17 protein-coding genes and 6 tRNA genes are annotated in these 21,075 nt (G+C 73.7%); 15 read left to right on the forward strand and 8 right to left on the reverse strand.

The window, feature by feature from the left end; genetic code table 11:
* Positions 1 to 102: 102 nt before the first annotated feature.
* From ACGFRB_RS27055 to ACGFRB_RS27090, 8 genes are all read left to right on the forward strand, one after another.
* Complete coding sequence (locus ACGFRB_RS27055) at positions 103 to 1,209, forward strand: methionine ABC transporter ATP-binding protein (protein WP_393246716.1); 1,107 nt, start codon at positions 103 to 105, stop codon at positions 1,207 to 1,209.
* Positions 1,206 to 1,874 carry a methionine ABC transporter permease gene (locus tag ACGFRB_RS27060; RefSeq protein ID WP_393246718.1) on the forward strand — a complete coding sequence of 223 codons (669 nt, stop codon included), beginning with the start codon at positions 1,206 to 1,208 and terminating at the stop codon, positions 1,872 to 1,874. Before ACGFRB_RS27055 ends, ACGFRB_RS27060 begins: the two co-directional genes overlap by 4 nt.
* A gap of 104 nt (positions 1,875 to 1,978) precedes the next feature.
* Entirely contained in the window at positions 1,979 to 2,833 is an 855-nt protein-coding gene (locus ACGFRB_RS27065; RefSeq protein WP_361236906.1) for a MetQ/NlpA family ABC transporter substrate-binding protein, read from the forward strand.
* 312 nt (positions 2,834 to 3,145) lie between these two features.
* Positions 3,146 to 3,793, forward strand: coding sequence for a GNAT family N-acetyltransferase (locus ACGFRB_RS27070; RefSeq protein WP_393246720.1), 648 nt, complete (start codon positions 3,146 to 3,148; stop codon positions 3,791 to 3,793).
* Positions 3,794 to 3,840: 47 nt separating this feature from the next.
* Positions 3,841 to 5,031 carry a precorrin-6y C5,15-methyltransferase (decarboxylating) subunit CbiE gene (gene cbiE, locus ACGFRB_RS27075; protein ID WP_393246721.1) on the forward strand — a complete coding sequence of 397 codons (1,191 nt, stop codon included), beginning with the start codon at positions 3,841 to 3,843 and terminating at the stop codon, positions 5,029 to 5,031.
* 398 nt (positions 5,032 to 5,429) lie between these two features.
* Entirely contained in the window at positions 5,430 to 9,368 is a 3,939-nt protein-coding gene (gene cobT / locus ACGFRB_RS27080) for a nicotinate-nucleotide--dimethylbenzimidazole phosphoribosyltransferase (protein WP_393246723.1), read from the forward strand.
* A 333-nt stretch (positions 9,369 to 9,701) separates the two neighbouring features.
* Positions 9,702 to 10,994 carry a uroporphyrinogen-III C-methyltransferase gene (gene cobA / locus ACGFRB_RS27085; RefSeq protein WP_393246725.1) on the forward strand — a complete coding sequence of 431 codons (1,293 nt, stop codon included), beginning with the start codon at positions 9,702 to 9,704 and terminating at the stop codon, positions 10,992 to 10,994.
* Between the two features lie 71 nt (positions 10,995 to 11,065).
* Complete coding sequence (locus ACGFRB_RS27090; RefSeq protein ID WP_393246726.1) at positions 11,066 to 11,884, forward strand: TrmH family RNA methyltransferase; 819 nt, start codon at positions 11,066 to 11,068, stop codon at positions 11,882 to 11,884.
* Positions 11,885 to 11,937: 53 nt separating this feature from the next.
* On the opposite strand, the gene ACGFRB_RS27095 is transcribed toward ACGFRB_RS27090, so the two are convergent.
* Positions 11,938 to 13,299, reverse strand: coding sequence for a protein kinase (locus ACGFRB_RS27095; RefSeq protein ID WP_393246728.1), 1,362 nt, complete (start codon positions 13,297 to 13,299; stop codon positions 11,938 to 11,940).
* Positions 13,300 to 13,760: 461 nt separating this feature from the next.
* On the opposite strand from ACGFRB_RS27095, the gene ACGFRB_RS27100 reads away from it, so the two are divergent.
* The 3 genes from ACGFRB_RS27100 to ACGFRB_RS27110 all read left to right on the forward strand — a co-directional run bounded on the left by ACGFRB_RS27100 (position 13,761) and on the right by ACGFRB_RS27110 (position 15,734).
* Positions 13,761 to 13,928, forward strand: coding sequence for a hypothetical protein (locus tag ACGFRB_RS27100; RefSeq protein WP_361238067.1), 168 nt, complete (start codon positions 13,761 to 13,763; stop codon positions 13,926 to 13,928).
* A 377-nt stretch (positions 13,929 to 14,305) separates the two neighbouring features.
* Positions 14,306 to 15,394 (forward strand): phosphotransferase family protein, encoded by a 1,089-nt coding sequence (locus tag ACGFRB_RS27105; protein ID WP_393246730.1) that lies wholly within the window; start codon positions 14,306 to 14,308, stop codon positions 15,392 to 15,394.
* 70 nt (positions 15,395 to 15,464) lie between these two features.
* Complete coding sequence (locus tag ACGFRB_RS27110) at positions 15,465 to 15,734, forward strand: zf-TFIIB domain-containing protein (protein ID WP_393246732.1); 270 nt, start codon at positions 15,465 to 15,467, stop codon at positions 15,732 to 15,734.
* Between the two features lie 156 nt (positions 15,735 to 15,890).
* On the opposite strand, the gene ACGFRB_RS27115 is transcribed toward ACGFRB_RS27110, so the two are convergent.
* From ACGFRB_RS27115 to ACGFRB_RS27140, 6 genes are all read right to left on the reverse strand, one after another.
* A tRNA-Val gene (locus ACGFRB_RS27115) sits at positions 15,891 to 15,965 on the reverse strand.
* 35 nt (positions 15,966 to 16,000) lie between these two features.
* A tRNA-Val gene (locus tag ACGFRB_RS27120) sits at positions 16,001 to 16,072 on the reverse strand.
* Between the two features lie 34 nt (positions 16,073 to 16,106).
* Positions 16,107 to 16,178: transfer RNA gene (locus ACGFRB_RS27125), tRNA-Val, on the reverse strand.
* Positions 16,179 to 16,213: 35 nt separating this feature from the next.
* Positions 16,214 to 16,285, reverse strand: a tRNA-Val gene (locus ACGFRB_RS27130).
* A gap of 1 nt (position 16,286) precedes the next feature.
* A tRNA-Cys gene (locus tag ACGFRB_RS27135) sits at positions 16,287 to 16,360 on the reverse strand.
* A gap of 39 nt (positions 16,361 to 16,399) precedes the next feature.
* Positions 16,400 to 16,472, reverse strand: a tRNA-Gly gene (locus ACGFRB_RS27140).
* Positions 16,473 to 16,806: 334 nt separating this feature from the next.
* Between ACGFRB_RS27140 and ACGFRB_RS27145 the strand changes: the two genes are divergently transcribed.
* The 3 genes from ACGFRB_RS27145 to ACGFRB_RS27155 all read left to right on the forward strand — a co-directional run bounded on the left by ACGFRB_RS27145 (position 16,807) and on the right by ACGFRB_RS27155 (position 19,798).
* A complete protein-coding gene (locus ACGFRB_RS27145; protein ID WP_393246734.1) occupies positions 16,807 to 17,880 on the forward strand; it encodes a chorismate-binding protein in 1,074 nt (357 codons plus the stop codon).
* A complete protein-coding gene (locus tag ACGFRB_RS27150) occupies positions 17,877 to 18,707 on the forward strand; it encodes an aminotransferase class IV (protein WP_393246736.1) in 831 nt (276 codons plus the stop codon). The genes ACGFRB_RS27145 and ACGFRB_RS27150 overlap by 4 nt, the downstream gene beginning before the upstream one ends.
* 251 nt (positions 18,708 to 18,958) lie before the next feature.
* On the forward strand, positions 18,959 to 19,798 hold the full coding sequence (locus ACGFRB_RS27155; RefSeq protein WP_393246738.1) for a GNAT family N-acetyltransferase: 840 nt from the start codon (positions 18,959 to 18,961) through the stop codon (positions 19,796 to 19,798).
* Between the two features lie 136 nt (positions 19,799 to 19,934).
* Here ACGFRB_RS27155 and ACGFRB_RS27160 read toward each other — a convergent pair whose 3' ends face one another.
* A complete protein-coding gene (locus ACGFRB_RS27160; RefSeq protein WP_393246739.1) occupies positions 19,935 to 20,456 on the reverse strand; it encodes a DsbA family protein in 522 nt (173 codons plus the stop codon).
* Positions 20,457 to 20,591: 135 nt separating this feature from the next.
* Between ACGFRB_RS27160 and ACGFRB_RS27165 the strand changes: the two genes are divergently transcribed.
* A complete protein-coding gene (locus ACGFRB_RS27165; protein WP_393246741.1) occupies positions 20,592 to 21,044 on the forward strand; it encodes a hypothetical protein in 453 nt (150 codons plus the stop codon).
* Positions 21,045 to 21,075: the final 31 nt, after the last annotated feature.

The raw sequence follows: 21,075 nt of genomic DNA on the forward strand, positions 1-21,075 counted from the left end.
CGGGCCTTTTCCCCGGGTCGGCCACCCTGCGCCTGACTGTCCGAATGACGAATGCCGTGCACGGCGGACGAGCGCCGTGCACTCGACAGTGACGGAATTCCTGTGATCACCATTTCGGGCCTGACCAAGGTCTACGAGTCGCGAGGCCGCCAGGTCACCGCTCTGGACGGTGTCGACCTCCACGTTCGCGAAGGCGAGGTCTTCGGCGTGATCGGTCAGAGCGGCGCCGGCAAGTCCTCGCTCATCCGCTGCGTCAACCTCCTGGAGCGCCCCACCTCCGGCACCGTGACCGTCGACGGCGTCGACCTCACCGCCCTCGCCGGGAAGAGCCGCCGCGCCGGCAAGGACCTGCGCCGCGCCCGCAGCAACATCGGCATGGTCTTCCAGCACTTCAACCTGCTGTCCTCGCGCACCATCCAGGACAACATCGAGCTTCCCCTGGAGATCCTCGGCCTCTCCGGCGCCGAGCGTTCCCGCCGCGCCCTGGAGCTCCTCGACCTCGTCGGCCTCGCCGACAAGGCCAAGGCGTACCCGGGCCAGCTCTCCGGCGGCCAGAAGCAGCGCGTCGGCATCGCCCGCGCCCTGGCCGGCAAGCCCAAGGTCCTCCTGTCCGACGAGGCCACCAGCGCCCTCGACCCGGAGACCACCCGTTCCATCCTCCAGCTCCTGCGCGACCTCAACCAGCAGCTCGGCCTCACCGTCCTGCTGATCACGCACGAGATGGACGTCGTCAAGACCATCTGCGACTCGGCCGCACTGATGGAGAAGGGCCGTGTCGTGGAGTCCGGAACCGTCAGCGAACTGCTCGCCACCCCCGGCTCCCGGCTGGCCGCCGAGCTCTTCCCGGTCGGCGGCGTGGCCACCGGCCCGGACCGTACGGTCGTCGACGTCACCTTCCACGGCGAGACCGCGACCCAGCCGGTGATCTCCCAGCTGTCCCGTACGTACAACATCGACATCTCGATCCTCGGTGCGGCCATGGACACCGTCGGCGGCCGCCAGATCGGCCGGATGCGCATCGAACTCCCCGGCCGTTACGAGGAGAACGTCGTCCCGGTCGGCTTCCTGCGTGAGCAGGGCCTCCAGATCGAGATCGTCGAACCGCAGGACGAGCTTCAGAGTGACCCGCAGAACGAACCACAGAACGACCCGCAGGGCACCGCGCCGGTCACCGGCACGCCCGCACTGACCAAGGAAGGTGCCCGGTGACCTGGTCCCAGATGCAGCCCCTGCTCGAACAGGGCACGCTCGACACCCTCTACATGGTGCTGTGGTCCACCCTCGTCACCATCCTCGGCGGGCTGCCCCTCGGCCTCCTCCTCGTCCTCACCGACAAGGGCGGACTGCTGCAGAACCGGCCGGTCAACAAGGTCGTCGGCGTGATCGTGAACGTGGGCCGCTCGCTCCCGTTCATCATCCTGCTGATCGCCCTGATCCCCTTCACGACCCTCGTGGTGGGCACCTTCATCGGCCCGACCGCGATGATCGTGCCGCTCGCCGTCGGCGCCATCCCCTTCTTCGCGCGTCTCGTCGAGACCTCCGTCCGCGAGGTCGACCACGGACTCGTCGAAGCCGTCCAGTCCATGGGCGGCGGCATCCCCACCATCGTCCGCAAGGTGCTGCTCCCGCAGGCCCTGCCGTCCCTGGTCTCCGCCGTCACCACCACCGTGATCGTGCTCATCGGCTACTCCGCCATGGCCGGCGTGGTCGGCGGCGAGGGCCTCGGTTCCAAGGCCGTCACCTACGGATACAACCGCTTCGACACGACCTTCATGCTGACGACCGTCGCCGTCCTGATCGCGATCGTGACGATCGTCCAGCTGATAGGCGACGGCGTCGTCCGCCTCCTCGCCCGCCGAGGCCGCACCGCTTGACGGCGCCGCCGCGCCCCGCGCGGCACCCCTGACTTCGTATGACGAAGACGAGCCCGGACTTGTTGTCCAGGCCGGAAGCACACCACTTGAAAGAGGCACTCTTCGTGCGCAAGAACATCAAGATCACCGCCGGCGTCGCCGCCACCGCAGCTCTCGCCCTCGGCCTCACCGCCTGCGGCACGGCCTCGGACCCGTCCTCCAAGGACGGCGCCGCCTCCGCCGACAAGCCGCTCGTCATCGGCGCCACCCCGACGCCGCAGGCCGACATCCTGAACTTCGTCAAGGACAACCTCGCCGAGAAGGCCGGGCTCAAGCTGGAGGTGAAGGAGTTCACGGACTACGTCCTGCCGAACACCGCCACCGACGCCGGCCAGATCGACGCCAACTACTTCCAGCACCAGCCGTACCTCGACGACTTCAACAAGAAGAAGGGCACCGACCTCACCTCGGTGGCCACCGTCCACCTGGAGCCGCTGGGCATCTACTCCAAGAAGGTCCACGCCCTCAAGGACATCAAGGCCGGCCAGACCGTCGCCGTCCCCAACGACACCACCAACGAGGGCCGCGCGCTCCACCTCCTCGCCGACAACGGCCTCATCACCCTGAAGAAGGGGGTCGGTACGGACGCCTCGCTCGCGGACATCACCGACAAGAAGGGCCTGGAGTTCAAGGAGCTGGACGCCGCCACGGTGCCCCGCGCCCTGAACGACGTCGACGCCGCCGTCATCAACGGCAACTTCGCCATCGGCGCCAAGCTCCAGCCCGCCAAGGACGCCATCGTCCTGGAGAAGGCGGAGGGCAACCCCTACGCCAACATCGTCGTGGTCAAGAAGGGCAACGAGAAGGACGCCCGGGTGACCAAGCTCGTCGAGCTGCTCCACTCGCCCGAGGTGAAGAAGTTCATCGAGGACCACTACGACGGCGCCGTCGTCCCGGCCTTCGGCACCACGGCCAAGTAGTCCCGGCCGAGTGAGGCCGGCCGGGTAAGCACGGCTGGGCCGCCCGGCCCGGCGGGCCCGGACCCCCCCTTCCCGGCCCCCCGGCGGGATCCGGCCCCACTCGCGGCACCCCCCAGGCCCCGCGCGCCCGACCGGCGCACGGGGCCTCGGGGCCTTCGGGTCTCCCGGTCCGGGGACCCCTGAGCCCCGGGACCCCGGGACCCGGGGAACGCCCGGCCCCGCACCCTCCCGCCGCCGCGCCGCCCGCACATGCGCCGCCGCCGCGTCATGCTGCATGCTGTGCGTTCACGGTCTTCACGTACGGAGCTGCGCATGACTACGACCTTCCCGTCCCTCACCATCGGCACGGAACGGTTGGTGCTGCGCCCCTACGAAGAGGGCGACATACCCGCCTTCGTGGACATGATGAACGACGAACTCGTCGTCGCCTGGACCTCCGTCCCGCATCCCTACACCCGGGCCCACGCCGAGCATTGGGTGCGCGAGTTCGCCCCCGCCGAACGCGCCGAGGGACGGGGCATCGTCTTCGCCGTCACCGAGTTCCTCACCCAGCGCCTCGTCGGCACCATCCATCTGTACGGAACCGACTGGCGCCTTCGCGCCACCGAGATCTCCTATGTCACCGCGCCCTGGGCCCGCGGCGAGGGCTACGCCACCGAAGCCGTGCTCGCCGTCGCCCAGTGGCTCTTCCGCGACCAGGGCTTCGAACGCCTCCAACTGCGCACCGCCGCCGGCAACACCGCCTCCCAGCAGGTCGCGCAGAGAGCGGGCTGCATCAGCGAGGGCGTCCTGCGCAACGCCTGGATAGCCCGGAGCCAGACCGAGAGCGGCGCGTGGACGGAGATCCGTACCGACCTCATCCTGTGGAGCCTGCTTCCCGAGGACCTCGACGGTCTCGCCGACCAACTGCCCGAGACCGGCTACTCCGCGCACGCCGACTGGGGCGCGCCCCGCAGGTAGGCTCGACCCGCCCCACCCGCACACCAGCAGCAGGAGACAGACGCGACATGGCCGATCGGGTCACGGTGATCGGCTGGGACGGCTCCCCCCTCACCGAGGCGGCACGGTCCGCGCTCGCCGCCGCCACCCTCGTGGCCGGCGCCGCGCACCACCTGGCCCTGCCCGAAGTACCGCCCGCCGCCGAACGCGTCCGCCTCGGCAGCGTCGACCTCGCCGCCCGCCGGATCGTCGGCCACCGCGGCACCGCCGTCGTCCTCGCCGACGGCGACCCCGGATTCTTCGGCGTGGTCCGCACCCTGCGCGCCCCCGAACACGGCCTGGAAGTCGAGGTGGTCCCCGCCGTCTCCGCCGTGGCCGCCGCCTTCGCCCGGGCCGGCATGCCCTGGGACGACGCCCGGGTCGTCGTCGCCCACCGCCGCACCCTGCGCCGCGCCGTCAACGTCTGCCGCGCCCACCCCAAGGTCGCCGTCCTCACCTCGCCGGGCGCCGGTCCCGCCGAACTCGCCCTGCTCCTCGACGGGGTCCACCGCACCTTCGTCGTCTGCGAGGAACTCGGCACCGACCGCGAACGGATCAGCGTCCTCACCTCCGACAAGGCCGCCGACCACGCCTGGCGCGACCCCAATGTCGTTCTCGTCATCGGCGGCGGCCCGGTCGGCGGCAGCACCGGCGGCTGGCTGCTGGGCCACGACACCCCCGCCGTCCGGGGCTGGGCCCTGCCCGGCGAGGACACCGGCGGCCGGACCGGGCAGGACCCCACCCTGCGCGCCGCCCAACTCGCCCGGCTCGGCCCGCGGATCGGCGACCTCGTCTGGGACATCGGCTGCGCCGGCGGCACGTTCGCCGTCGAGGCGGCCCGGCTCGGCGCCGCCGTCATCGCCGTCGACGCCGACCCCGGCGCGTGCGCCCGTACCGACGCCGCCGCCCGCCGCGCGGGGGTGCCGCTCCAGGTACTCGCCGGCCGCGCCCCGCACTTGCTGGAACGGCTCCCCGAACCCGATGTCGTACGCGTCGGGGGCGGGGGAGTGCCCGTCGTGGCCGCCTGCGTCGACCGCAGGCCCGAACGGATCGTCACGCACGCGGCCACCCGCGACGAGGCCGAGGCGATCGGCGCCGCCCTCGCCGACGGGGGCTACGAGGTCGAGTGCGCCCTGCTGCAGACCGTCGGGCTCGACCCGCGCGACTGGAGCGAACGCGGCCGTTCCCTCGCGTTCCTGCTGGCCGGCCGCAGGATCTGACGCCCGCTGGGGTTCGCTCGGTGCCCGCCCGGCGCTTGCCCGGGGCCCGCCCGGCCGGCGGCCGGTTCTCGCTGTGAGGTCCCCACCCGTGATCGTGTGCGACGACGGGCGGGGTAGGCTGGCCGTTTGTTGTACCGCCTCCGGAACCTCGGCGGTTTGTTCGTCAATGTCCGGAAACGGTGGCCTCATTGGGTCTCTGATGTGGTACGGAGCAAACGGGGGACGGCGCGACGTGGCGCAGTCCACAGCGCACCGTGGCGGTTCCGCCTGCCACGAAGGCCGAAGGCCGGGACAATGCAGGGGTGTCCGCGCGGTACGTGCCGCGCGGCGCGCACGCTCGTTGTCCTGGACGGGCGCAGGACTGAAGGAGCACAACCGATGGGCGAGGGGTACGCAGCATGACGGACACCGGCCAGGTCCCGGGCGAGGGACTGCCGGAGAACTCAGGCATGGTCGAGCAGCCGGGCATCCCCGCTCCGGGTGCGTACAACACCTACCTGGACCCCTCCGCGAACCCAGCCGAGGACGACGGACTCCTGCTGATGCCGGGCGCCCAGGGCGCCTGGAGCGAACATCCGCCGGGCGCCACACCCGCGCCGCCGGTCACCGTGCCCGCGCCGCCGGAGGTCGACCCCCTCACCGCGCCGCTGGAGCAGGTCACCGCCACCCCGCCGCGCGGAGTGCGGCTGCCGCCGCAGGGCACCCCGGCGCACGGCGTCCCGATGCCCCCGCACGGCACCCCCGCGCACGGCGTGCCGCTCGCCGCCCCGCAGGGCCCGCCGGTCGTCACCGAACACGGTTACGAGCCCGGTGTCCTCGACACCGGCTCCGTCGACCTGTCCGGGGCCGGGATGCCCGCGCCCGCAGGGGCCCCGGTCCCGCCGCCTGCCCGCCGCCCGCTGCACATGGGCCCGCCGGTGCCGGACCACGCCACCGGTGGTGTGGTCCGCTCCCTCGCCGACCGAGGCCCGGCCGCCGCCCCGGCCCCGCAGCCCGTGCCCGCCCCGGCCGCGCCGCAGGCTCCGGCCGCCGCGCCGGTGCCCGCGCAGGCCCCGGCCGCTCCGGCCGGGCCGGTCGGTGGGCCGGAGTACCTGGACGTGCCGCAGGATCAGCAGACCGCCCCGCAGGGCGCCATGCCGTGGCCCGCGCAGCCGCAGGACCCGCAGGCGCGGCAGATGCCGCAGGCCCAGCCGGTCGCGGCGGCTCCCGCCCAGGCCGAGGCCCCGGTCGCTGCCCAGCCGCCGGTCCAGGCCCAGATGCCGGCGGAAGCGGTCGCCCCGCCGGTCGCGCGGTTCGTACCCGTCGAGGGCGCCGTACCGACCGCCCCGCACCTGGCCCCGACGCCGCAGCCGGATCCCCCAGTCGAGGTGCCTGCCGAGGTGCCTGCCGAGGTTCCGGCCGAGGTGCCTGCCGAGGTTCCGGCCCAGCAGGAGATGCCGGCCGAGCCCGCCCCGGCGCCGGAGCGGGCCGTCGAGGAGGCCCCGCCGGCCGTGGCCGCAGAGGCCCAGCCGGCCCCGGCCCCGGCCGAGATTCCGGACGTGGCCGAGGCTCCGGCTGCCGAGGTTCCGGCTGCCGAGGTTCCGGTGGTGGAGACCCCGGTGGCCGAGGTGGCCGCCGAGACGCCCGCTGCCCCGGCCGCCGAGCCGGTTGCCGAGCCTGTCGCGGCGCCGGTGGCCGAGACGCCCACCGAAGCGCCTGCCGAGCCCGTCGCCGCCCCGGCGCCCGCCGAGGTGATCGCCCCGGAGAGCACGGAGACCCTGGAGTCCCCGGAGACGCCCGTCGCTCCGGCGCCCGAACCCGTCGTCGTGGAGGCCCCGGCCGCCGACCCGGTGCCGGTCCCGGCCCCGCGCGAGGGCGAGCCGGAGATCCCGGTCGAGGCGGCCCGTATCCCCGAGCAGTCCGCGCCGGTGGCAGACGTTCCGGTGGCCGAGGTTCCGGCGGTGGAGACTCCGGTGGCGGAGGCCGCCGCCCCGGCCGAGCCGGTCGCCGTACCCGTGGCCGAGGCGCCCGCCGCCCCCGCCGCGCCCGTCGCCGTCGAAACCCCGGTCGCCGCGGAGGTCGTACCGGAGCAGCAGCCCGGCGTTCCGGCCCCTGCCGCCGAACCGGCCCCCGAGGCCGTACCGGAGCAGCCCGCCGCCCCCGAGCCCGCCGCGGCCCCGGCCGCCGAGGCCGTCCAGCCCGAGGCGGCTGCGGAGCCCCAGGCCGAGCCTCAGCCGGAGCCCGAGGCCCCGGTCGTAGCCGAGGCCCCGGAGGCCCAGACCCCGGACGCCCAGGCCCAGACTCCGGAGGCCCAGACCCCGGACGCCCAGGCCCAGCCCGCCCAGGAACCGGCGGCCCCCGAGGCCGAGCCCCAGCCGGAGCCCCCGGCCGAGGCCACCGGCGAGGCGGAGCCCGAGGCGGCCACCGAAGCAGCCGGCGAGCCCGGCACCGAGCCCGGCACCGAGCCCGGCACCGAGCCCGGCACCGAGCCCGGCACCGAGACCGGCACCGAGGCCGGTGCCGAGACCGAGATCGAAGCCGAGCCCGGGGCCGAAGGCGAGGTTCAGGCCGAGACCGAGACCGACGAGACCGAGACCGACGAGGCCGAGGCCGAGCAGCCCCCGACCGAGCGGGCCCCCGGCTACGCCGAGGCCGAACGCGAGGCCGTACTCCGGGTGATGCGCGAACGCCGCGACATCCGCAACGGCTTCCGTTCCGACCCGATCCCGCACGAGGTCCTGCTCCGCGTCCTGGAAGCGGCCCACACCGCGCCCAGCGTCGGCCACTCCCAGCCCTGGGACTTCGTCGTCATCCGCTCCGACGAGACCCGTCAGGCGATGCACGAACTCGCCGCGCGTCAGCGCGAGGCGTACGCGAAGTCCCTGCCCAAGGGCCGCGCGAAGCAGTTCAAGGAACTGAAGATCGAGGCCATCCTCGAAACGCCGGTCAACATCGTCGTGACCGCCGACCCCACCCGGGGCGGCCGCCACACCCTCGGCCGCTACACGCAGCCGCAGATGGCCCCGTACTCCTCCGCGCTCGCCGTCGAGAACCTGTGGCTCGCCGCCCGCGCCGAGGGCCTCGGCGTCGGCTGGGTCAGCTTCTTCGACGAGCGCGAGATGGTCCGTACCCTCGGCCTGCCCGAGCACCTGGAAGTCGTCGCGTACCTCTGCGTGGGATACGTCGACGAGTTCCCCGAGGAGCCCGAGCTGATGCAGGCGGGCTGGTCCAAGCGCCGCCCGCTGTCCTGGGTCGTCCACGAGGAGACGTACGGCCGCCGCGCCCTGCCCGGCGAGGAGCCGCACGACCTCCTCCAGGAGACCGTCGCCAACATCCGCCCGCTGGACGCCAAGGCGCTCGGCGAGGCCTGGGAGCGCCAGAAGCGCATGACCAAGCCCGCCGGGGCGCTGGGCATGCTGGAGATCATCTCCGCGCAGCTCGCCGGTCTGTCCCGGGTCTCCCCGCCGCCGATCCCCGAGCCGGCCGCCGTCGCGATCTTCGCCGGCGACCACGGGGTGCACGCCCAGGGCGTCACCCCCTGGCCCCAGGAGGTGACCGGCCAGATGGTCGCGAACTTCCTCGGCGGGGGAGCGGTCTGCAACGCCTTCGCCAACCAGGTGGGTGCCGAGGTCTGCGTCGTCGACGTCGGTGTGGCCGCCGAGCTGCCCGCCAGCCCCGGTCTGCTGCCGCGCAAGGTCCGCCCTGGCACGGCGGACATGACGATCGGCCAGGCGATGACCCGCGAGGAGGCGGTCGCCGCCATCGAGGTCGGCATCGAGACCGCCCGCGATCTCGTCGCCGCCGGCAACAAGGCGCTGCTCACCGGCGAGATGGGCATCGCTAACACCACCGCGTCCGCCGCCCTCATCGCCGTGTTCGCCGAGGCCGACCCGGCCGAGGTCACCGGCCGGGGCACCGGAGTCAACGACGAGACGCACGCCCGCAAGGTGGACGTGGTCCGCCGGGCGCTCGACCTCCACAAGCCGGACCCACAGGACCCGATCGGCGTCCTCGCGGCGGTCGGCGGCCTGGAGCACGCGGCGCTCGTCGGCCTGATCCTGGGCGCGGCCTCGCTGCGTACCCCGGTCATCCTCGACGGTGTGTCCACCGGCGCGGCGGCGCTCGTGGCCCGGGCCATCGCGCCCGAGTCGCTCGCGGCGTGCATCGCGGGCCACCGCAGTGCCGAGCCCGGCCATGTCGCGGCCCTCAACAAGCTGGGCCTGCGTCCCCTGGTCGACCTGGACCTGCGCCTCGGCGAGGGTACGGGCGCCCTGCTGGCCCTGCCGGTGGTGCAGAGCGCGGCGCGCGCCATGCACGAGGTGGCGACGTTCGACGCGGCCGGCGTCACCGAGAAGTAGCCGCGAGAACCGTCCCCCGTTGCCCCGGCCGTCGTCGCCGGGGGAGCGGGGGACGTGGGCATGGTGCGGAGCGGAGACACCCATTTCTCCCGCGCGGTCCGGACGGCCCCCGCGCGGATACGGCCGGAAACGGCCGGATCGGGACCCGCGCCCGGCCTCCGGACCCGAGTCCGGCCCCGGGCCTCGGCCGTAGGCCACGCCGCCCCGGTGCCCCCTCCCGTACGAACCGCCCACGCGAGACCCGGAACACTCCCTGCCACCCGCCACGAACGCGCAGGTCACCGATATCGTCAGGTGCGCACCGCACCGTCCCCCACAGGAGCCGCCCGCACCATGACCGCCGCTGCCGAGCACTCCGAGCGCCCCGAGTCCGCCGACTCCGCCGAGCCCACCGGGCGCCCCGCGTACGAGCACCCCGCCTACCCCGTCGGACTGCGTCTCGCCGACCGCCGCGTCGTCGTGTTCGGCGGCGGGCAGGTCGCCCAGCGCCGGCTGCCCGCGCTGATAGCCGCCGGCGCGCGGGTCACCCTGGTCTCCCCTTCCGCCACCCCGTCCGTCGACGCGATGGCGGAGAGCGGCGAGATCACCTGGATCAAGCGCCGTTACGAGAGCGGAGATCTGGCCGATGCCTGGTACGCGCTCGTCGCCACCAGCGACCCGGTCGCCAACGCCGCCATCTCCGCCGAGGCCGAGCTGACCCGGACCTGGTGCGTACGCTCCGACGACGCCGCCGCGGCCACCGCGTGGACCCCGGCGACCGGGCACAGCGAGGGCGTCACGGTCGCGGTCCTGACCGGCCACGACCCGCGCCGCTCGGCGGCCGTGCGGGACGCCGTCGTCGAGGGGCTGCGGGACGGTTCCCTGGCGGCGCCCGCGCACCGCGCCCGCACCCCGTTCGTCGCCCTGGTCGGCGGCGGCCCCGGTGACCCCGATCTGATCACCGTCCGCGGCCGCCGGCTGCTCGCCGAGGCGGATGTCGTCATCGCCGACCGGCTCGGCCCCCGCGACCTGCTGAGCGAACTGCCCCCGCACGTCGAGGTGATCGACGCCGCGAAGATCCCGTACGGCCGGTTCATGGCCCAGGAGGCCATCAACAACGCGCTGATCGAACACGCCAAGGCCGGCAAGTCGGTGGTCCGCCTCAAGGGCGGCGACCCCTTCGTCTTCGGCCGAGGCATGGAGGAGGCGCAGGCGCTCGCCGCCGAGGGCATCGCGTGCACCGTGGTCCCGGGCATCTCCAGCTCGATCTCGGTGCCGGGCGCGGCCGGCATCCCGGTCACCCACCGGGGCGTCGCGCACGAGTTCACCGTGGTCAGCGGCCATGTCGCGCCGGACGACCCGCGCTCGCTCGTCGACTGGGCCTCGCTCGCCCGGCTCACCGGCACCCTGGTGATCCTCATGGGCGTCGACAAGATCGGCCGTATCGCCGAGACGCTGATCGCCCACGGCAAGGCGCCCGGCACCCCGCTGGCCCTCGTCCAGGAGGGCACCACCGCCGCTCAGCGCCGGGTGGATGCGACACTGGCGACCGTGGCCGAGACGGTACGGGCAAAGGACGTCCGGCCGCCGGCCGTGATCGTCATCGGCGACGTCGTCGCCGAGGGCCCGGGCAAGCCGCTCCCGTAACCGCGGCACCCCCGTACCTCCGCACTCCCGCACGCATTGGCACCTCCCACCGGACAAGGCAGTATCACCCCGTGGCCGAACTCATCACGATCGACGACCCCGACGACCCGCGCCTGCGCGACTACACCGGACTGACCGACGTCGAACTGCGGCGCCGGCGCGAACCCGCCGAGGGCCTGTTCATCGCCGAGGGCGAGAAGGTCATCCGCCGCGCCCGGCAGGCGGGGTACGAGATGCGGTCGATGCTGCTGTCGGCGAAGTGGGTCGACACCATGCGCGATGTCATCGACGAGGTCCCGGCGCCGGTGTACGCGGTGCAGCCGGAGCTGGCCGAGCGCGTCACCGGCTACCACGTGCACCGCGGCGCGCTCGCCTCGATGCAGCGCAAGCCGCTGCCGACGGCGACGGAGCTGCTGGGCACCGCCCGCCGGGTCGCCGTCATGGAGTCGGTCAACGACCACACCAACATCGGGGCGATCTTCCGCAGCGCGGCGGCCCTCGGCATGGACGCGGTACTGCTGTCGCCGGACTGCGCGGACCCGCTCTACCGGCGGTCCGTGAAGGTGTCCATGGGCGCGGTGTTCTCCGTGCCGTACGCCCGGCTGGACACCTGGCCGCGTGGCCTGGAGGCGGTCCGGGAGGCGGGCTTCAAGCTGCTCGCGCTGACCCCGGCGGAGCGTGCCACCTCGATCGACGAGGCGGCCCCGCACCGGCTGGACCGGGTCGCGCTGATGCTGGGCGCGGAGGGCGAGGGCCTGTCCACCCAGGCGCTGCGCGCGGCCGACGAATGGGTGCGGATCCCGATGGCGCACGGGGTGGACTCGCTGAACGTGGGGGCCGCCGCCGCGGTGGCCTTCTACGCGGTGACGAGCGGTCGCCCGCAGGGCTGACGTACGGGCCTCGGACCCGGGCCCTATCGGCCCCCGGGTCCGGGCCGGAGCCGTTACCCCTGGAGCGCCTGGGCGGCCGCGATGCCCAGGGCCACGATCAGCGTCACGACGACGAAGACGAAGAGCCGCTGTCGCAGCAGCCTCGGGTTGGCCGGGCGTAGTCCGGTGGATGTGTTCCGGTTCCCGGGGCGGGTGCCGGGCCGGGACCGCGGGGCCCGCGCGCCGCCGGCGCGCGGACCGTTCGGCCGGGAGGCGGCGGGCCGGGCCTTGCCCGGGCGCCCCTTGCCGCCGGCCGGACGGTCGGGCAGCGGCCGCTCGCCCGCCCGCTCGGAGCGCCGCTCCCCGGGCCGCTCGGAGTGACGCTCACCCGCCCGGTCGCCGGGCCGCTCACCCGCCATCCGCTCGCCCGCGCGCTCGGACATCCGGTCGGGCATCCGGTCACCGGGGCGCTCGCCCGGCCGGTCGCCGAGCCGCTCGCCCACCCGTTCCACGGACCGCTCGGTCGCCCGCTCGGTGTACCGCTCCGTCGGCCGCGCGAGGCCGCGTTCGTCGCCCCGCTCCCGGCTGCCGGCGGGCCGGGCCGCCGGCAGCCCCTGCGCCTCCCGCGCGGCGATCTCCTTCAGCCGCATGGACAGCTGCAGGGTGCTGGGCCGTTCCTCGGGATCCTTCGCCAGACAGGCCCGTACGAGCGGGGCGAGGGCGTCCGGTACGCCCGTCAGCTGCGGCTCCTCGTGCACCACCCGGTAGAGCATGACCTCGGAGCTGCCGTGCCCGAACGGGGAGTCGCCCATCGCCGCGTACGCCAGGGTCGCGCCGAGCGAGAAGACGTCGGTCGCCGGGGTCACGGCCGCGCCCCGCACCTGCTCGGGGGCGAGGAAACCGGGAGAGCCGACGGCCGTGCCGACATGGGTGAGGGTGCTCGCGCCGGTCGCCCAGGCGATACCGAAGTCGATGATGCGCGGGCCCTTGGGGGAGAGCAGGATGTTCGACGGCTTGAGGTCCCGGTGCACGACCCCCGCCTCGTGTACGGCCACCAGGCCCTCCGAGAGGGCGGCGCCGATGGCGGCCACGTCGGCGGCCCGCAGCGGACCCTCCTCGGCGACCCGGTCGTGCAGCGACGGCCCGGGAACGTACTGGGTGGCGAACCAGGGGCGCTCGGCCTCCAGGTCGGCGGCGACCAGCCGGGCGGTGCAGCCGCCGCGGATCCGCCGGGCGGCGGACACCTCGCGCGCGAACCGGGAACGGAACTCCTGGTCCTCGGCCAGGTCGGGCCGGATGACCTTGAGCGCCACCCGCTGTCCGCGCCGGTCGGATCCGAGGTACACGACTCCCATCCCGCCGGCTCCGAGCCTGCGGTGGAGCCGGAACGACCCGACGATCCGCGGATCCTCGCGCCGGAGCCGCATCATCGCCATGTCCGTCCCCTCGTCCGTTCGACGTGGCACAGCTTACGTAGTGCCGCCCCGGCCCGCTCACAGGCCGCGCCCTCGGGGTGGTCCGGATTGTCGGTGCCGACGACGGTGTTTGATGGCCGGTCAGCCATACCCCTTGTCAACATCCCGTCTTATCAGGGGCGTTGGCGCGTACGTCGGGCGCCACCCCGGACACGGTGGGCAAACGTGAGCGACGTCACGGTCCCCCTCAGGGAGGTCCCCGAGACGGGCGGCGGGGTCTCCACCCAGGGGAGTACACCGGGGGAAGCGGGGTCATCCTCCCGGAGGCCCGAAAGCCGGTACGCGGGCATGACGCCCGGGCCGCGCCCGCTGCGTAGATTTGAAATCGAGCGGCGGGTGCAGCACTCGTCCCCCGAGGTCACCGCGTCCGCCGCTCGTCCGACACGACAGCCCGACCCGACCACCCGAACAGGATGAGGACCATGGCGTTCCCGGCCCAGCGGCTCACCTCGCGCCCTTCCGGCCGTCGTCACCCCCTGGTGGCGACCGCGATGGTCCTTCCTCTCGCGGCCCTTCTCGTGGTCGTCTTCGGCGGCTGGGACGCGGTGGTCGCACAGGCGTCGTCCGTGGGCGTGATGCTGGGGCGCTGAGCGGCGCCCCGGACCCGGGAGAGCGGCCCGGGTCAGGGACATCCGGCCAACAACCCCGTGGGGACGGGGGTGCGGCGGACGGCAGCGCGGGGCCGGTCGGCTGGGGAGCCGACCGGCTTTCGCGCGTTCCCGGCCGGGTTCCGGGGCCCGGAGTCCCGGTTTTGCGCCCGTCTCCCTTTGGAGCCCCGCGACCCCGGCTGCGAAGACCGCAGGACCGGCGTCCGCGGGAAGTGCTCCAGCTCCGCCCATGCGAGGAGGCGGCGGCGAGCGCGGTGTGGTCGGGTCCCGTTCGCTGGCCGGTACGCCCCGGCGAGCACCGGCCCGGGGACGTATCTCCTGCCGTCCTGCCGCAACGCGGTCCGCCGTAGGCTCCCGGCGTGGACGACACCGCCCCCGGCACCCCCGTACTCCAGGAACTGCACGCTCTCGCCCGCGCCGCAGCGCACCCCGAGGGGGCGAAGACGTGTCCCTGCCCGGTGGCCCTGCTGGCCGACCGGGACGACGGGACGGTCGTACGCCACGGGCCCCTCGTCCTCAAGGCGCACGCGCCCCGGACCGCCGCCGGGTCCGGTGACACCTCTGGTGCCAGGTCCGGTGACAGGTCCGGGCAGGGGGCCGCCGACGGCGATCTGGACGCGCGGATCGCGGTCGCGGCCCTGCCCGCCCTGGCCGGCGTCCTCCTCCCGCCCCTGCCGGGCGCCGCCCTGCCGCACGTCCCGCTGCCGGGCACCTGTCCGCCGGACGCGTCGTCCCCGCCCCGCGCGCGGACGGCGGTGCTCGGGGACCGCCCGCTCACCCTCTGGCCGTACGGGATCCCCGTCGACCCGGACGCCCCCGAGGCGGCCCCCTGGGAGGCGGCGGCCCGGCTGCTCGCCCTGCTGCACCGCACCCCGGCGCCGCCCGGGCTGCCCGCCATGCGGGCACCGCTGAAGGCGGCGCTCGCGGTGGACCGGATGCGGCGCGCCGCCCCCGGCCATCCGGCCACCGCCACGGTGCTGCGCGCCTGGCGCACCCTCCCCGAGGAGTACCCCGCCTCCGCCACGGACCGGCTCTGCCACGGCGACTTCCACCTCGGGCAGCTGGTCCGGGCCCCGCACTGGCGGCTGATCGACGTCGACGACCTCGGCCTCGGCGACCCGGCCTGGGATCTGGCCCGCCCGGCGGCGTGGTTCGCGGCCGGACTGCTGGCGCCGGAGGTCTGGGCGCGCTTCCTCGGCGCGTACGAGGCGGCCGGCGGGCCGGCGACCGGGCGGCGGCCCGGGGACGCGGGATCCGGTGACGAGAACCATGGGGGAGGCGGAGAGGGGAACGGCGGTGATCCGTGGGCCCGGCTCGACGTCCCGGCCCGCGCGCTGACCGTACAGACCGCCGCGCTCGCGCTCGCCAAGTCCACCGCCGAGGGGCGTCCGTTGGACGAGGTGGAGAACGTGATGATCGACACTTGTGCGCGAATCGTCGCGCTCTGAACCGAGTTGGCTCCGACGGCGTCCGCATACAGTGAGATCACCATTCGAACGTCAGGGAGTTGAGACGCGCATGCAGTGTCCCAAGTGCCACGCCCCCATGCACACGTACAACCGCAGCGGTGTCCAGATCGAGCAGTGCAGCGGCTGCCGTGGCATCTTCCTGGACTACGGCGAGCTTGAGGCGCTGACCCGCCTGGAGTCCCAGTGGACGCAGCCGGCCCCGCCGCCGGCGTACCCGCCGCAGCCCGCCGCTCCGGCCTGGGGCGCCCCGCACCACGGTGGCCACCACGGCGGCCACCACGGCCACCGCGGCTTCGGCCGGCTGCTGTTCTCCTCCTGAGCCCAAAAGCCCCCGAGCCCCTTCGTGCCGTGCGCCCCGCTCCTCGCGGCGGACGGCACGAAGGGGAAGCCCCGCGTCGTCCGAAGAGCACCCGAGGACTGAACGAAGAGCGCACGAAGAAGCCCCCGGACGCCGAAGCGTCCAGGGGCTCTTGTCTGGTGCGCGATACTGGGATTGAACCAGTGACCTCTTCCGTGTCAGGGAAGCGCTCTCCCGCTGAGCTAATCGCGCGGGGGGATCCGTGGACCCGGGATCCGAAGATCCGGTGCGCGATACTGGGATTGAACCAGTGACCTCTTCCGTGTCAGGGAAGCGCTCTCCCGCTGAGCTAATCGCGCGGGTGATCTGTGGATCCGGAGCCCGAAGGCCCGGTGCGCGATACTGGGATTGAACCAGTGACCTCTTCCGTGTCAGGGAAGCGCTCTCCCGCTGAGCTAATCGCGCGGGGGGATCCGTAGATCGAGGACTCGAAGGTCCAGTGGACGATACTGGGATTGAACCAGTGACCTCTTCCGTGTCAGGGAAGCGCTCTCCCGCTGAGCTAATCGTCCTTGGAGGTGGAGACGGGATTTGAACCCGTGTAGACGGCTTTGCAGGCCGTTGCCTCGCCTCTCGGCCACTCCACCAGGAGTGTGTGCAGGGGTTCGGGAAGATCCCCCACATCGAGCGGACGACGAGATTCGAACTCGCGACCCTCACCTTGGCAAGGTGATGCTCTACCAACTGAGCCACGTCCGCTTGTCGTTTCCGTTTCGCTTGCGCGTCCCGGCGACGTGTTGAACTCTAGCGGATTCCTGGGCCAGTACAAAAACGCGTTTCCGCAGCGTGCTGAGCCGCGCACCCGGAAGGCGCCGATCAAGGTCACCCGGGTACCTGCCCCGGACGCCTCTCCCACCCGCCCGAGGGTGAGGTCCGCACGATGTCCCACGGTGTCCGCGGGCGGGCGCGGACGGTCACCGGAGCGAGACGGTCACGGCTGGTCACACGGTCGGCCGGCGGGCGTCCGCGGCCCGCGAGGGCCCACCGCCGGCCCGCGACGCGCCCGCGGCCGGGGCTTCTAGACTCGACAGGCGTGTACCCCCTCACCCCCATGGCCCGCTTCGGCGGCCTGCTCGCCACGGACCTCCGCGACGTCACCCACGATCCCGAGGCCCTGGACTCCTCCGGCTTCTGGGCCGTCTGCGCGGACTTCGAGGGCCGCCTGACCTGCGCCCGCTTCGGCGACGTACGGCCCGACCCGGTCCCCGCCCCCGTACCCGGCCGCTGGCGCGGCCCGGCGGCCGGCGACTGGATCTCCTCGCTCGACCGCGCCGCGTACACCGCGGGCGTGCGCCGCATACGCGAGCACATCGCGCGCGGCGAGGTCTACCAGGCGAATCTGTGCCGGGTGATGTCCGCGCCGCTGCCCGACCCGGCCCGCGCGGACGTCGACGCCCTCACCGCTCTCCTCGCGCGCGGCAACCCCGCCCCGTACGCGGGAACGATTCGCCTGCCCGCGCACGGCGTGGAGATCGCCACCGCCTCTCCCGAGCTCTATCTGCGCCGCGACGGCGCCGTCGTCGAGTCCGGCCCCATCAAGGGAACCGGCAAGGCCGCCGCCGACCTGCTGGAGAAGGACCACGCCGAGAACGTGATGATCGTGGACCTGGTCCGCAACGACCTGGGCCGCGTCTGCGCCACCGGGTCCGTCACGGTGCCCGCGCTGTGCGCCGTCGAGGAGCACCCCGGTCTCGTCCACCTGGTCTCCACCGTGCGCGGCGAACTGCGCGAGGGGGCCGGCTGGGCCGGGCTGCTGGCCGCCACCTTCGCGCCCGGCTCCGTCACCGGCGCCCCCAAGTCCAGCGCGCTGCGGATCATCGACGCCCTGGAGACCGCGCCCCGCGGCCCGTACTGCGGCGGCGTCGGCTGGGTCGACGCGGACCGCCGCACCGGCGAGCTGGCCGTCGGCATCCGCACCTTCTGGATCGACCGGGCGGCGGGAGCGCTGCGGTTCGGCACCGGAGCGGGCATCACCTGGGGCTCCGACCCCGAGCACGAGTGGGCGGAGACCGAGCTGAAGGCGTCCCGGCTGGTCGCGATAGCGTCGGCGGGATCCGAGGAGCACTCGGAGGAGTACGAGGCGAGCGGAAAGGCCATATCTCGATGAAACTCTGGGTCAACGGCGCACTGCACGATGCCGGGGACGCGCTGGTGTCCGTCCTCGACCACGGTCTGACGGTCGGCGACGGCATCTTCGAGACGGTCAAGGCCGAGCGCGGCGAGACCTTCGCCCTCACCCTCCATCTGGAGCGGCTGACCCGCTCCGCCCGCGGTCTCGGCCTGCCCGACCCGGACCTGGACGAGGTCCGGCGGGCCTGCGCCGCCGTCCTGGAGGCGAACCCGATGGAGCTGGGCCGGCTCCGTGTCACGTACACCGGCGGGCTCTCCCCGCTCGGCTCCGAGCGCGGCGCGACCGGCCCGAGCCTGATCGTGGCGCTCGGCGAGACCGGCCGCCGCCCCGACTCCACCGCCGTGATCACCGTCCCGTGGACCCGCAACGAGCGCGGCGCGCTCACCGGCCTGAAGACCACGTCGTACGCGGAGAACGTCGTCGCCCTCGCGCGGGCGGCCGAGCGGGGTGCCACGGAGGCGCTGTTCGCCAACACGGTCGGGCAGCTGTGCGAGGGCACCGGCTCCAATGTCTTCGTGGTCGTCGACGGCCGGATCCTCACCCCGCCCGTCGCCTCCGGCTGCCTCGCGGGCATCACCCGCGCGCTCGCCGTGGAGTGGACCGGCGCGGAGGAGACCGATCTGCCGCTGGAGATCCTCGACAGCGCCGACGAGATCTTCCTGACCTCGACGCTGCGCGACGTCCAGGCCGTGCACCGGGTGGACGACCGGGATCTGGCCGGGGCGCCGGGGCCGGTCACCGCCAAGGCCATGCGGATCTTCGAGGAGCGGGCCGCCCGCGACCGGGACCCTCGACTCGGGTGATCCGGATCACGCACTCGGGCGATCCGGGTCGCGGGCTGCGGCAGGGGCTGCCCGGCGGATCTTGGCCGGGGCCGTGACGTCTGGCACGGCACCTGGCCGCGTTGCCGAAATGCCTGGATAGCTCCGCTGTCAAGACGCTCCGGCGCCTTGCCGTCCACCGCACCAGACGCCCCGGCCTATCCGACCCTGATCCACCGGACAGCCCCTAATCCGGATGACGGACGGGCGGCGGGGTGGGTAGAACACCGGTGATGACCACCACTCTGCGGCCGTCCGAGCCGCTTCAGAAGTCCGCCGACGGCGGCCGTTCGCGAACCTACGACATCTGCGTGAACAGCCGCCGCGTCGGCACCGTCCGCCTTGCGACCGACCCGGGCTTCGGCACCTCCATGGCGCGGATCCTGGATCTCGCGGTCGACGAACCGGACCGCGGCCGGGGCCGCGCCACGGTGGCGGCGCTCGCCGCCGAGGAGGTGCTGCGCGGCTGGGGCTGCCGCGAGGTGGGGATATCGGCGCCCGCCGGGGTCCCGGCCGCGGTGCGGCTCGCGGAGTCGCTCGGCTACACCGAGCGCAGCCGCAACATGATCAAGGAAGTCGCCGCGGAGCCGCCGGAGCTGCCCGAGGGCATCGAGGTCCGCCCGATGACCCAGGCGGAGTTCGACGAGTGGGAGCCCCGGGCGAGGGAGGGCTTCGCGCGCAGCTGGATCGAGCGCGGTGTGCCGGAGGCGGAGGCCCGGGCGAAGGCGGACGCCAGCCACCGGGAGCTGATGCCGCACGGTCTCGCCACCGAGGACCTGGCGATGAACGTCGCGGTCCGGGACGGGCGGGTCGTGGGCTGGATCTGGACCGGCACCCGCGAGGTCGAGCCGGGGACGAGGGCCGGTTTCGTGTACGACATCGAGGTCGCGCGGGAGTGGCGCGGCCACGGTTACGGCCGGGCGCTGATGCTGCTCGCCGAGCGGGTCGTGGCGGGCGCGGGGGAGCGTCTGATCGGACTGCACGTCTTCACGGGCAACACTCCGGCGATCCGGCTCTACGAGTCGCTGGGCTACCGCACGACGTATGTGAACGGCTCCAAGAAGCTGATCTGAGGACCCCGGGGGAGCTGAGGGGCCTCTGAAGGAACCCCGAGGGACCCCAGGGGTACGGCGCCGCCCCTGCCCCCACTGCCCGTCGCAGGTACGGCGGCGGGGCGGGGGAGCAGGGGCGGTGTGCGAGCGGCGGGGGTCAGCCCGCCAGGAGGCGGTCGGCGATCTCCTCGATCCGAGCGCGCAGGCCCTCCTGGCTCTTGCCGCCGTCCAGCCGCTCGCCGCCGATGACGTAGGTGGGGGTGCCGGTGACCTTGAGGGCCTGGCCCTCCGCCTGGTCGGCGTCGACCGTGAGCAGGTGCCGGCCGTCGATCAGTGCGGTGTCGAACTCCTCGGCGTCCAGGCCCAGTTCGGCCGCCACCTCCATCAGCACCGGCTCGCCCCGGTCGCGCAGCCGCTCGGTCCGGGCCAGCAGCGCCTCCGTGTACTCCCGGCCCTTGCCCTGGGCGTACGCCTCCTCGGCGGCCTGGGCGGCGGCGTAGGCGTGCTTGTTCTTCGGCAGCGGGAAGTGGCGCAGCTGGATGTCCAGACGCTCGCCGTACTTCTCCCGCAGCGCGTTCAGGTCGGCGAGGGCCGTGAAGCAGTCGGGGCACTGCAGGTCGAACCAGGCTTCCAGGGCGACGGGGGAAGCGGGGGTGGTGGGGGTGGTGGACTCACTCATGGGAAGAGTCTCGCATTGGCCGTTCCCTGGGGGACGACCCGGAGATGTCCCTGATCCGGGCCGGGAACCATGGCCCCGGACGGGAGGGACGGTGCAGGATGGAGAAGACGGATCGCCCGGGTTCAGGAGGATCGCATGCTTGCCGAGACCATTTGTTCCGCGGTGTCCGCGGCGGGCCTGGGTATCGCCGCGATCACGGCGTATCGCAAGCGGTTCCTGACCGCGACCCGCATCGCCGCCTATTCGCTCGTGCCGCTGGGACTGGTGATGACGGGCGCGATCGACTGGGTGGCGAATCTGCTGACCTTCAGTCCGACGGTCTGGATCGGCTTCGGTCTGCTCGGTCTGTCCTGGCTGCTGTTCTCGTCCGTGAGGGCGATAGAGCGGCGCCGGGCCGGGAGGAGCGAGGTCACCGGGGCCGGAAGCGGGCGGGCCGCCACCTCGGTCGCACCCGCCGCTCCTGCCGCGTCCGCGCCGTCGCTCGGCACGGGCCGGCCGAGTGCGCCGGCGAAGCCGCAGCGGGCCGCCAAGGCCGGCGAGGACGACTTCAGCGACATCGAGGCGATTTTGAAGAAGCACGGAATATGACCGTGGCCGCGTCACGGTCCGACCGGTTCTG

Origin of the sequence: Streptomyces sp. NPDC048718 (assembly GCF_043198875.1) — a bacterium.
In the GTDB taxonomy this organism is placed as follows: domain Bacteria; phylum Actinomycetota; class Actinomycetes; order Streptomycetales; family Streptomycetaceae; genus Streptomyces.